10 protein-coding genes are annotated in these 10,550 nt (G+C 55.5%); 7 read left to right on the plus strand and 3 right to left on the minus strand.

Features of this window, described 5'->3' with window-relative positions; genetic code table 11:
* Positions 1-6 precede the first annotated feature (6 nt).
* The gene (locus tag EDF82_RS20260) at positions 7-330 is read right to left on the minus strand and encodes a DUF2756 family protein (RefSeq protein WP_123757296.1); all 324 of its coding nucleotides are present in this window, start codon (positions 328-330) and stop codon (positions 7-9) included.
* Between the two features lie 180 nt (positions 331-510).
* Here EDF82_RS20260 and ggt point away from each other — a divergent pair, with 180 nt between their 5' ends.
* The gene (gene ggt, locus EDF82_RS20265) at positions 511-2,253 is read left to right on the plus strand and encodes a gamma-glutamyltransferase (RefSeq protein WP_123757297.1); all 1,743 of its coding nucleotides are present in this window, start codon (positions 511-513) and stop codon (positions 2,251-2,253) included.
* Positions 2,254-2,306: 53 nt separating this feature from the next.
* On the opposite strand, the gene yhhY is transcribed toward ggt, so the two are convergent.
* Both yhhY and EDF82_RS20275 read right to left on the minus strand, forming a co-directional pair.
* Entirely contained in the window at positions 2,307-2,783 is a 477-nt protein-coding gene (yhhY, locus tag EDF82_RS20270) for an N-acetyltransferase (protein WP_187043076.1), read from the minus strand.
* 267 nt (positions 2,784-3,050) lie between these two features.
* Positions 3,051-3,623, minus strand: coding sequence for a polymer-forming cytoskeletal protein (locus EDF82_RS20275; RefSeq protein ID WP_148060403.1), 573 nt, complete (start codon positions 3,621-3,623; stop codon positions 3,051-3,053).
* A gap of 298 nt (positions 3,624-3,921) precedes the next feature.
* Between EDF82_RS20275 and EDF82_RS20280 the strand changes: the two genes are divergently transcribed.
* From EDF82_RS20280 to asd, 6 genes are all read left to right on the plus strand, one after another.
* A complete protein-coding gene (locus EDF82_RS20280; RefSeq protein WP_123757299.1) occupies positions 3,922-4,959 on the plus strand; it encodes an oxidoreductase in 1,038 nt (345 codons plus the stop codon).
* A gap of 121 nt (positions 4,960-5,080) precedes the next feature.
* On the plus strand, positions 5,081-5,776 hold the full coding sequence (locus EDF82_RS20285; RefSeq protein ID WP_123757300.1) for a pirin family protein: 696 nt from the start codon (positions 5,081-5,083) through the stop codon (positions 5,774-5,776).
* A 126-nt stretch (positions 5,777-5,902) separates the two neighbouring features.
* Positions 5,903-6,898, plus strand: coding sequence for a gluconate operon transcriptional repressor GntR (gene gntR / locus EDF82_RS20290; protein WP_123757301.1), 996 nt, complete (start codon positions 5,903-5,905; stop codon positions 6,896-6,898).
* 185 nt (positions 6,899-7,083) lie between these two features.
* Positions 7,084-7,614 (plus strand): gluconokinase, encoded by a 531-nt coding sequence (gene gntK / locus EDF82_RS20295; RefSeq protein ID WP_004868532.1) that lies wholly within the window; start codon positions 7,084-7,086, stop codon positions 7,612-7,614.
* On the plus strand, positions 7,614-8,954 hold the full coding sequence (gene gntU / locus EDF82_RS20300) for a gluconate transporter (protein WP_123757302.1): 1,341 nt from the start codon (positions 7,614-7,616) through the stop codon (positions 8,952-8,954). The genes gntK and gntU overlap by 1 nt, the downstream gene beginning before the upstream one ends.
* 427 nt (positions 8,955-9,381) lie before the next feature.
* Entirely contained in the window at positions 9,382-10,488 is a 1,107-nt protein-coding gene (gene asd, locus EDF82_RS20305; RefSeq protein WP_123757303.1) for an aspartate-semialdehyde dehydrogenase, read from the plus strand.
* The last annotated feature ends 62 nt before the right edge of the window (positions 10,489-10,550 follow it).

The following is a 10,550-nucleotide window of genomic DNA, read 5'->3' on the forward strand; positions in this document are numbered from 1 at the left end:
CGGCGCCTATGGCGTCGTCTGCTGATGCAGCATTCCCCCGTTGCTGTTCGGCAACATCTGCTGTGACGAATTCAAATTCCCGCTCTGGGTTACCCGCTGCTGATTATTGTTGAGCTGGGTCTGAAGATGCTGCTGCTGGGCGCGAGTCTGGTTCTGCATATCCTGCTTCAGCATGCTCTGATGCTGCTGTTGCTGGACCTGCATCTGGTTCTGCATCCGCTGCTGGCTGGGGACGACATACCCCGGCTGGTTAGGGTTGTTGGTGGTGTTAAGCGGCTGCGCCAGGACGCTGAGCGGCATCAGCGCCGCCAGAAAAAATAGTGCTTTCATCGTTCTCTCCTCCCGTGTGTGGGATCACTTAAGTGTACCTCCTTTCCGGCATAACAATGATTTTTTAAGACTTATCAGCCAGGCTTAAACCCTGAATAATTCTCGTTGCCGCCAACGTACAAGCAACTCGAATTATTTTGGGTGTATATGGGGATAAAAATACATTTCAGGAGTAAGACAATGATAACAAAACGTTTATGGCGTCAGGTGGTCATCGCTGCTTTGCTGGCCGGCGGTAGTTTTACCGTCGCGGCAAATCCCGCCCCGTCGCCGGTTTCTTACGGTGTCGAAGCGGATGTCTTTCATCCGGTTCGCGCGCAGCAGGGAATGGTGGCCTCGGTGGACGCGCTGGCCACCCGGGTTGGGGTCGATATTTTGCGCCAGGGCGGGAATGCCGTTGATGCCGCGGTGGCGGTGGGCTATGCGCTGGCGGTCACCCATCCGCAGGCCGGTAACATTGGCGGCGGCGGGTTTATGATGCTGCGGACCAAAGACGGGCACACCACGGCGATAGATTTTCGCGAAATGGCGCCGGAGCAGGCCACCCGGGACATGTTCCTCGATGACCACGGCAACCCGGACAGTAAAAAATCGCTCACCTCGCATCTGGCCTCCGGTACACCGGGCACCGTTGCTGGCTTCTCATTAGCGCTGGAAAAATACGGCACGCTGCCGCTCAACAAGGTGATGCGCCCGGCGATCAAGCTGGCAGAAGAGGGCTTCACGGTTAACGATGCGCTGGCTGATGACCTGAAAACCTACGGGAGCGAAGTGATCCCGCAGCACCCGAACAGCAAGGCCATCTTCTGGAAAAACGGCGAGCCGCTGAAGAAGGGCGACAAGCTGGTACAAAAACAGCTGGGGAAAAGCCTCGAGCTGATCGCCGAGCATGGCCCGGACGCGTTTTATAAAGGGGCGATTGCCGATCAGATAGCCGAAGAGATGCAGAAAAACGGTGGTCTGATAACCCGGGCGGACCTCGCGGGCTACAAGGCGGTCGAACGTACGCCGATCGCCGGCGAGTACCGTGGCTATCAGGTGTTCTCGATGCCGCCGCCGTCGTCCGGTGGGATCCACATCGTACAGATCCTTAATATCCTCGAAAACTTCGATATGCAGAAATATGGCTTCGGCAGCGCAGATGCCATGCAGGTCATGGCGGAGGCCGAAAAACATGCCTATGCTGACCGCTCGGAGTATCTCGGTGACCCGGACTTTGTCAGCGTGCCGTGGCAGGCCTTAACCAATAAGGCTTACGCCAAATCGATTGCCGATCAGATTGATATCAACAAAGCCAAACCTTCCAGCCAGATCCGTCCCGGCAAGCTGGCACCCTATGAAAGCAACCAGACCACTCATTTCTCGGTAGTGGATAAAGACGGCAATGCGGTGGCGGTTACCTATACGCTGAACACCGTATTTGGCACCGGGATTGTTGCGGGTAGCTCCGGGATCCTGATGAATAACCAGATGGATGATTTCTCGGCAAAACCGGGCGTACCGAACGTCTACGGGCTGGTGGGCGGCGATGCCAATGCCGTCGGGCCGAAAAAACGTCCGCTGTCGTCGATGTCGCCGACCATCGTGGTGAAAGAGGGCAAAACCTGGCTGGTGACCGGCAGCCCGGGCGGCAGCCGCATTATTACCACCGTCCTGCAGATGGTGGTGGATACGATTGATTTCGGCATGAACGTCGCGGAAGCCACCAACGCGCCGCGCTTCCACCATCAATGGCTGCCGGATGAGCTGCGGGTGGAGAAGGGCTTTAGCCCGGATACCTTGAAACTGCTGGAACAGAAGGGACAAAAAGTGGTGCTGAAGGAGGCGATGGGCAGCACGCAGAGCATTATGGTTGGCCCGGACGGGACGCTGTACGGCGCTTCCGACCCACGCTCGCCGGGCGATTTAACCGCCGGATACTGAGTCAACGGCCGGGCAGCACGGCGTGTGCCCGGCCTGTAACCCTGTCTTAACCTTTACTTCAGGCGCGCCATAAAGTGCGCATCGACGTACTCGCCGTTACGCAGCGCGAATTTCCGTCCGGTCCCTTCAACGACAAAACCATATTTGCGATAGACGGCAACCGCAGCGGCGTTATCGGCAAACACCGTGAGTTCGATCCGCTCAACCCGCAACCAGTTATCGCACAGGCCGATCATTTCGCGCATCAGGGCGCTGCCAACGCCGCGACCCTGGAACGGTGCCGCCACGCTCATCCCGAAAGTGGCGACATGGCATCGGCGTGGCCGGGGTTCGACGCTGAGCATCAGGTGGCCGACGACCTGCTCGTCGATCGTGGCAACCAGGTGGTGACCGTGTGGCCGGGGTTTTAGCCGTTCCTGCCACATTTCCATTGATGGATGCGGGAGCTGTAGCGTGTCGTGATAGACCTCCGGGTGCGCAGTCAGCTGGCGTAAAGGTTCTGCATCGCGCGGTTCAGCATGGCGTATCACAATCTCACTCATTCCTCTTCTCCCTTGTACCTGAATATCAGGCTTTGTGTGCTCAATGGTTCTTTTCAACATCCCTGACTTTAAAAAAGGCGTCAACGGCTAATTTTTGCAAAAAGGGGTAGACAAGTGCGAATGAGAATGATTATTATTGTCCTGCATTCAGGGAGACCCTTGCGGAAAGCCTGAAAGCACGACATTGCTCACATTGCTTCCAGTATTACTTTAGCCAGCCAGGTGCTGGCTTTTTTTTTGCGTTTTTTCAGGCCCTCACGCTTCAGGTTTGTCGCTCAGTGCCGGCAGCATCTCCGCTTTGCCGCAGAATACAGCACCTTTAATCATCGCCAGAGTGCGGTAAGCCAGAGTCCCGGTCACCCGGCCGTTTTCCGCTATTTCAATGCTGTCGCTGTTGCACTGGCCGGTCACGCTGCCGTCGATAATTAGGGTGCGACAGGTGATATTGCCTTCGACATGTCCGTCGCGTTTGATCGTAATCTGGCCCTCTTTTGCATCGATATTGCCTGTCAGCGAGCCATAAATATCGACGTTACCGTCGGCAACGATATTGCCTTCCACATTGACGCCGCTGGCAACCACGGTGGGTTCGGACTGCCCGTGTTGGTCATGCACGGTGGCTTCATCGCAAGAGGAGGCGGAAGTCCGGGGAGTATTCTTCTTTTTGAACATGAGTTTAACCTGCTGGTACTGGAAATGAATGATGAACGCGGTAATGGAAAGTGCGGCGGCGGCGCCTGCCAGGTATAAGGCGTTGAAACACCAGGCCACCAGCCCCAGGAACCAGAAAAGCAGCGCGCTATTTAACGCGAGATATTGTCTTTCCATGTGAATTGGTGGTGCTTCCTTGTCTGCGTGGACGGTGGAGATTTGCTCCGGAAACGGGGTGGCGTAAACCTCATCCGCTCAGGATTCGTGTCTCTCGACTTTACACGCAAGGAACAAGGCTTTGATAGCACTTTAATTTAAAATAACATTATTTATCATTGAGTTATAAATGTTTCGTATGTGTAATGATTAAAGTATTCTGCAGATAAATTTCTGCAACTACGGGACGGGAAAGAGTTAAGTTCCTTGCCGGGGTGCGCTATGGTTAACGGCAGAAACCTCAACACAGGACGTTATTATGACTCTGCATTGTGCATTTATCGGCTTCGGTAAAAGTACCACCCGCTACCATCTGCCCTATGTTCTGCACCGCAAAGACCGCTGGCACGTCGCGCACATCTATCGCCGCAGCGCGAAGCCCGAAGAACAGGGGCCGCAGTACTCGCATATCCACTTCACCAGCGATCTTGATGACGTGCTCAATGACCCGCAGGTCAAGCTGGTGATTGTCTGTACCCATGCGGATAGCCATTTTGACTATGCAAAACGGGCGCTGGAGGCGGGCAAAAACGTGCTGGTGGAAAAACCGTTCACGCCAACGATGGCTGAAGCGAAGGCGCTGTTTGCGCTGGCGAAGAGCAAAGGCCTGACGGTGACGCCGTACCAGAACCGCCGCTTTGACTCCTGCTTCCTGACGATGAAAAAGGTCATCGAGAGCGGCAAACTCGGCGAGATCGTCGAAATTGAGAGCCACTTTGACAACTATCGTCCGGTGGACGGTGGCAAACCGGGACTGCCGCAGGACGGCGCGTTTTACGGTCTTGGCGTGCACACGATGGATCAGATTATCTCGCTGTTTGGTCGCCCGGATCACGTGGCCTATGACATCCGCAGCGTGCGTAATAAAGCCAACCCGGATGATACCTTCGAAGCCCAGCTGTTCTACGGCACCATGAAAGCCATCGTCAAAACCAGCCATCTGGTGAAGCTGCCTTATCCGAAGTTTATCGTCCACGGCCATCGTGGGTCGTTTATTAAGTACGGCATCGATCAGCAGGAGACCAGCCTGAAAGCCAATATCATGCCGGGGGAAGCAGGTTTTGCCGCGGATGACAGCATTGGTGTGCTGGAATACGTTGATGACAGCGGCGTCAGTGTGCGTGAGGAGATTGGCGTGGAGCCGGGTGACTATGGCCGGGTCTATGATGCGCTGTACGACACCCTGGTGAATGGTCGCGAAAATTACGTCAATGAATCTGAGGTTCTCACCAATATGGAGATCCTCGAACGCGGCTTTGAACAACCTTCTCCGTCGGTAGTAACCCTCATGAAATAAGCTTTTTTGGCTCCTCGGTTCTTATTCATATTTTTTGAACAGAGGAGTCAATTTTCACCCTCTATGATCGTCAGCGGAATGAGTCCACACTGACTCCATCGAAAACATACGGGGGTGCAACATGATCTACTTACGCAAAGCTAACGAACGCGGTCACGCTAACCACGGCTGGCTGGATTCCTGGCATACTTTCTCTTTCGCCAACTATTACGACGCGAACTTTATGGGCTTCTCGGCGCTGCGCGTCATCAACGATGACGTGATTGACGCCGGCCAGGGCTTCGGTACCCACCCGCACAAAGACATGGAAATCCTGACCTATGTGCTGGAAGGGGCGGTTGAACACCAGGACAGCATGGGTAACAAAGAGCAGGTGCCTGCCGGTGAGTTCCAGATCATGAGCGCCGGTACCGGTGTTCGCCACTCGGAATACAACCCGAGCAGCACCGAGCGTCTGCGTTTGTATCAAATCTGGATTATGCCGCAGGAAAACGGAATCACACCGCGCTACGAACAGCGTCGCTTTGATGCGGCACAGGGCAAACAGCTGGTGCTGTCGCCGGATGCGCGTGAAGGCTCCCTGAAGGTGTATCAGGATATGGAACTGTACCGCTGGGCGCTGCTGAAAGACGAACAGTCGGTGCATCAGATTGCCGCTGAACGCCGCGTCTGGATCCAGGTCGTGAAGGGCGAAGTGACCATCAACGGGACCAAAGCCACTACCAGCGATGGCCTGGCGATTTGGGATGAGCAGGCGATTTCTGTTCACGCCGACAGCGATAGCGAAATCCTGCTGTTCGATCTGCCGCCGGTCTGATGCCGTTCTGAAGATGTTTAAATAAATTGCGCAACCTTCCCGGATGTTTGGGAAGGTTGCGCTTCGTCCGTGATAAACTGAGATAATGTCTCCCCGTTATCACAGCCAGGAATCACAGTCAGGACGATGAAAAAGAAAAGACCCGTACTTCAGGATGTAGCCGATCTTGTCGGCGTGACCAAAATGACGGTCAGTCGCTTTTTACGTAACCCGGAGCAGGTTTCCGAGGCTTTGCGTGGCAAGATTGCCGTTGCTCTCGATGAACTGGGTTATATCCCCAATCGTGCGCCTGATATTCTCTCCAATGCGACCAGTCGCGCCATCGGCGTGCTGCTGCCGTCGTTAACCAACCAGGTCTTCTCGGAAGTGCTGCGCGGCATTGAAAGCGTCACCGATGCCTTCGGCTATCAAACGATGCTGGCGCACTACGGCTATAAGCCGGAGATGGAAGAGAAACGTCTCGAATCAATGCTCTCCTGGAACATTGATGGCCTGATCCTCACCGAACGTACCCATACTCCCCGCACGCTGAAGATGATCGAAGTGGCCGGTATTCCGGTGGTCGAGCTGATGGACAGCCAGTCGCCGTGCCTCGATATCGCCGTGGGTTTTGACAACTTCGACGCCGCACGACAGATGACCGCCGCGATTATTGCCCGTGGGCATCGTCATGTGGCTTATCTTGGCGCGCGCCTCGATGAACGTACTATCATCAAACAGAAGGGTTACGAGCAGGCGATGTTTGATGCCGGCATGACGCCCTACAGCGTGATGGTTGAGCAGTCGTCGTCCTACTCGTCAGGGATTGAGCTGATGCGTCAGGCACGCCGGGAATACCCACAGCTCGACGGTATTTTTTGTACCAACGATGACCTGGCGGTCGGGGCGGCCTTTGAGTGCCAGCGCCTGGGATTAAAAATTCCGGATGATATGGCGATTGCCGGTTTCCACGGCCATGATATTGGTCAGGTGATGGAGCCGCGGCTTGCCAGCGTGCTGACCCCGCGTGAGCGCATGGGCCGCATTGGCGCCGAACGGCTGCTGGCGCGGATCCGTGGTGAAACCGTTACGCCTAAGATGTTAGATTTAGGTTTCACATTGTCACCGGGCGGATCTATTTAATCCGACAAGTTTGAAGTAGATCACACATATTCATTTCTGGCACGAATGGTGATTGCTTATCCCTTAGTCCGGCATGACAATGTTACCGATAACAGTTACCCGTAACAATCAATCTGTATGCGAGCCTTCCATGCTGTATTCCGCAGCTTGCGCGGCCTCGCATATGTGTCCAGTGGGAGGAAGCTTTGAGCACGACTAACCATGATCACCACGTCTATGTCCTGATGGGCGTTTCCGGCAGTGGTAAATCCGCTGTCGCCAGCGAAGTGGCGCATCAACTGCATGCCGCGTTTCTTGATGGCGACTTTCTGCATCCGCGCAGCAATATCAATAAGATGGCCTCCGGTGAGCCGTTAAATGACGACGACCGTACACCGTGGCTTCAGGCGCTGAACGACGCCGCTTTTGCTATGCAGCGCACCAATAAAGTTTCGCTGATTGTCTGCTCCGCGTTGAAAAAGAGCTATCGCGACATTCTGCGTAAAGGCAACCCGAACCTGTCGTTTGTCTACCTGAAAGGGGATTTTGACCTGATCGAAAGCCGTCTGAAGGCGCGTAAAGGCCACTTCTTCAAAACCCAGATGCTGGTGACGCAGTTTGAAACGCTGCAGGAGCCAGGCGCAGACGAAGGCGATGTCTTAATCGTCGATATTGATCAATCGCTGGAAGGCGTGGTCGCGAGCACCATTGAGGTGATCAACAAAGGCAGTAACTAGTGAGTACTTTAACGCTTGTTTTAACCGCAGTCGGCTCTGTTTTGCTGCTGCTGTTTTTAGTCATGAAGGCACGTATGCATGCCTTCGTGGCCTTGATGGTGGTTTCTATTGGTGCCGGTCTCTTTTCGGGTATGCCGCTGGATAAGATTGCAGCGACCATGGAAAAAGGGATGGGCGGTACGCTGGGCTTCCTGGCGATTGTCGTGGCGCTCGGGGCGATGTTTGGCAAGATCCTCCATGAGACCGGCGCGGTCGATCAGATAGCCGTGAAGATGTTGAAATCTTTCGGCCATAACCGCGCCCATTATGCGATTGGTCTGGCCGGGCTGATCTGTGCGCTGCCGCTGTTTTTCGAAGTGGCTATCGTACTGCTGATCAGCGTTGCCTTCTCTATGGCGCGTCATACCGGTACCAACCTGGTGAAGCTGGTGATCCCGCTGTTCGCCGGCGTTGCCGCCGCGGCGGCATTCCTGCTGCCAGGGCCGGCGCCGATGCTGCTGGCATCGCAGATGCACGCCGATTTCGGCTGGATGATCCTGATTGGTCTGTGCGCCGCTATTCCGGGGATGATTATCGCCGGTCCGCTGTGGGGCAACTTTATCAGCCGCTACGTTGAGCTGCACATTCCTGACGATATCAGTGAGCCGAGCCTCGGCGAAGGCAAGATGCCGTCATTTGGCTTTAGCCTGTCGCTGATTCTGCTGCCGCTGGTGCTGGTTGGGCTGAAAACCGTCGCCGCACGCTTTGTGCCGGTAGGCTCTACGACTTATGAATGGTTCGAATTTATCGGCCATCCGTTCACCGCGATTCTGGTGGCCTGTCTGGTGGCGATTTATGGTCTGGCGGTTCGTCAGGGCATGGCGAAAGACCGGGTCATGGAAATCTGCGGTCACGCGCTGCAGCCGGCGGGGATTATCCTGCTGGTTATCGGGGCGGGCGGCGTCTTTAAACAGGTGCTGGTGGATTCCGGCGTGGGCCCGGCACTGGGTGAAGCGCTGACCGGTATGGGTCTGCCGATTGCCGTCACCTGCTTCGTGCTGGCGGCCGCGGTGCGTATTATTCAGGGCTCTGCGACCGTCGCCTGCTTAACCGCCGTCGGGCTGGTGATGCCGGTGATTGAGCAGCTGAACTACAGCGGTGCGCAAATGGCGGCGCTGTCCATCTGTATCGCCGGCGGCTCCATCGTGGTGAGTCACGTCAACGACGCGGGTTTCTGGCTGTTCGGTAAATTTACCGGCGCCACCGAAGCGCAGACGTTGAAAACCTGGACGATGATGGAAACTATCCTCGGCACCACCGGTGCCATCGTCGGTATGATCGCGTTTACGCTGCTGAGCTAAACGTGGGTCACCTCGCCCGGCTGAGCGATGCCACGCCGGGCGATATTTCCCTCTGCTATCACCCGATATTTCCTTCCTGCTGAGCGCTGCGAAAAACGTATTAACCCCGTAAGGCCGCACCAGCTCTGGTTTTGTGCGAACTCTCCCGCCGCATGCCCGTCACCCCATTTCCGGACGATTTCATAACCCAGATCAATAAATCAGCGGCAGAAAATATTCCCTTCCCCGGGCAATATACCGATAATCTTTAGGGTTTCCTGGATGCTGCTGGCAACAGAGGTGGCGTGAATAATAAGCTGCTTTTCTGATTGCCGCGCAATCATTGATTAATTTCACTTGCGACTTTAGCAGCATTTTGTAATGTGGGGGATGATCCAGTAGGAAACTGGCTTGACACAAACAGCACACATCTCCCAGGAAATACGTTATGAAAAATGTTGGTTTTATCGGCTGGCGCGGAATGGTCGGCTCTGTACTCATGCAACGCATGGTTGAAGAGCGCGATTTCGACGCCATTCGCCCTGTTTTTTTCTCCACCTCTCAGCTGGGGCAGCCTGCTCCTTCCTTCGGTGGCAGCACCGGCGGTACGCTTCAGGATGCATTTGACCTGGAAGCACTGAAAGCGTTGGACATTATTGTGACCTGCCAGGGCGGCGATTATACCAACGATGTTTATCCGAAGCTGCGTGAGAGCGGCTGGCAGGGTTACTGGATTGATGCGGCTTCGTCGCTGCGTATGAAAGACGATGCCATCATTATTCTCGATCCGGTTAACCAGGATGTGATTACCGCAGGCCTGAACAACGGCGTGAAAACGTTTGTTGGCGGTAACTGTACCGTCAGCCTGATGCTGATGTCCCTTGGCGGCCTGTTTGCACAGGACCTGGTTGAGTGGGTCAGCGTGGCGACCTATCAGGCCGCTTCCGGCGGCGGCGCGCGTCATATGCGCGAGCTGCTGACCCAGATGGGCCAGCTGCATACCCATGTCGCGGCAGAACTGGCGGACCCGGCTTCCGCGATTCTGGATATTGAACGCAAAGTGACGTCGCTGACGCGCAGCGGCGAGCTGGCAGTCGATAACTTTGGTGTGCCGCTGGCGGGCAGTCTGATCCCGTGGATCGACAAACAGCTGGATAACGGCCAGAGCCGTGAAGAGTGGAAGGGCCAGGCAGAGACCAACAAGATCCTCGCCGCCCCGTCAGTGATTCCGGTTGATGGTCTGTGTGTTCGTGTGGGTGCCCTGCGTTGTCACAGCCAGGCGTTCACCATCAAACTGAAAAAAGATGTCTCTATCCCGACCGTTGAAGAACTGTTGGCGGCGCACAACCCGTGGGCCAAAGTGGTACCAAACGATCGTGATATTACCATGCGTGAGCTGACCCCGGCTGCCGTTACCGGCACCCTGACCACCCCAATCGGTCGCCTGCGCAAACTGAATATGGGGCCGGAGTATCTCTCGGCCTTCACTGTCGGAGACCAGCTCCTGTGGGGCGCTGCGGAGCCGCTGCGACGCATGTTGCGCCAGCTGGCTTAATATCCGACTCAACAACGGGAAAGGGGGTGTTTAACACCCCCTTTTTTTTGCGTAATACAAGG

Origin of the sequence: Klebsiella sp. BIGb0399, from assembly GCF_003752615.1 — a bacterium.
In the GTDB taxonomy this organism is placed as follows: domain Bacteria; phylum Pseudomonadota; class Gammaproteobacteria; order Enterobacterales; family Enterobacteriaceae; genus Klebsiella; species Klebsiella lignicola.

Bases quoted from the DNA above. Each gene is read 5' to 3' on its own strand.
- EDF82_RS20260 (WP_123757296.1), bottom strand. From the start codon at position 330: ATGAAAGCACTATTTTTTCTGGCGGCGCTGATGCCGCTCAGCGTCCTG.
- ggt (WP_123757297.1), top strand. From the start codon at position 511: ATGATAACAAAACGTTTATGGCGTCAGGTGGTCATCGCTGCTTTGCTG.
- EDF82_RS20275 (WP_148060403.1), bottom strand. From the start codon at position 3,623: ATGGAAAGACAATATCTCGCGTTAAATAGCGCGCTGCTTTTCTGGTTC.
- EDF82_RS20280 (WP_123757299.1), top strand. From the start codon at position 3,922: ATGACTCTGCATTGTGCATTTATCGGCTTCGGTAAAAGTACCACCCGC.
- EDF82_RS20285 (WP_123757300.1), top strand. From the start codon at position 5,081: ATGATCTACTTACGCAAAGCTAACGAACGCGGTCACGCTAACCACGGC.
- gntR (WP_123757301.1), top strand. From the start codon at position 5,903: ATGAAAAAGAAAAGACCCGTACTTCAGGATGTAGCCGATCTTGTCGGC.
- asd (WP_123757303.1), top strand. From the start codon at position 9,382: ATGAAAAATGTTGGTTTTATCGGCTGGCGCGGAATGGTCGGCTCTGTA.